Origin of the sequence: Natrinema salsiterrestre, assembly GCF_029502005.1 — an archaeon.
Lineage (GTDB): Archaea > Halobacteriota > Halobacteria > Halobacteriales > Natrialbaceae > Natrinema > Natrinema salsiterrestre.
On the sequence record NZ_JAMQOT010000026.1, the window covers coordinates 1 to 742 of the forward strand.

Genomic DNA, 742 nt, shown 5'->3' on the forward strand with positions numbered 1-742 from the left:
GGCACCGTCTAGTTAGCGCGGTTTGAGAAGTGAGCAGGTCGTAGAGTTGGTTTGGAATGATGCTCGCAGACCTGCTCAGCGAGAGCTACGCGGCGGAATTTGATGAATGTTGGGAGCGTGAGCGGACGGCGACGCCCGTCAGGGCGTTCGCCGTCCGGCTCCACGCGACCGGTTGTTCGCTTCGAGAGACACAAGCAATTCTTCGCTCACTCGGCGTTGAGCGCTCTCACCAAGCAATCTGGCACTGGGTACATCGGCTGGCTGACAGCGTGCCAGACCCGCCGACGGCGCAGCCGTCGCGGGTCGCGGTTGATGAAACCGCTGTCAGGATCAACGGCGACCGGTCTTGGCTGTACGCTGCAATAGACCTCGACACAAAACTCATTCTCGATGTCGCGCTCTTTAGACGCCGAGGCACCGATCCAGCTGCCGCGTTTCTGCATGGACTCGCCGAGAAACACGATCTCTCTGACGCTACGTTTCTCGTCGATGGTGCTGGCTATCTGACTGCCCTCTCTCGATTAGGATTGAGAGGTCACCTCGACTATGTCGATCGAAACCACATCGAAAAGTGGTTTCACACCCTCAAAATGCGGGTCGACCGCTTCCATAACTCATGGGTCGGCAGTCGGGCGAGCGTCAGAGGATGGATTGAACAGTTCGTACACTACTATAACACACAGCGACCGCACCAGTCACTCAACGGACAGACGCCAGCGGAGGTGCTAAACTAGACAGTGCC

1 protein-coding gene is annotated in these 742 nt (G+C 57.8%); it reads left to right on the forward strand.

Features of this window, described 5'->3' with window-relative positions; translation table 11 throughout:
• Positions 1 to 56 precede the first annotated feature (56 nt).
• Positions 57 to 734 (forward strand): IS6 family transposase, encoded by a 678-nt coding sequence (locus tag NDI89_RS23805; RefSeq protein WP_277525410.1) that lies wholly within the window; start codon positions 57 to 59, stop codon positions 732 to 734.
• Positions 735 to 742 lie beyond the last annotated feature (8 nt).

What these genes read in the sequence shown, in the direction of transcription:
- NDI89_RS23805 (WP_277525410.1), top strand. Translation starts at nt 57, where the DNA reads ATGATGCTCGCAGACCTGCTCAGCGAGAGCTACGCGGCGGAATTTGAT.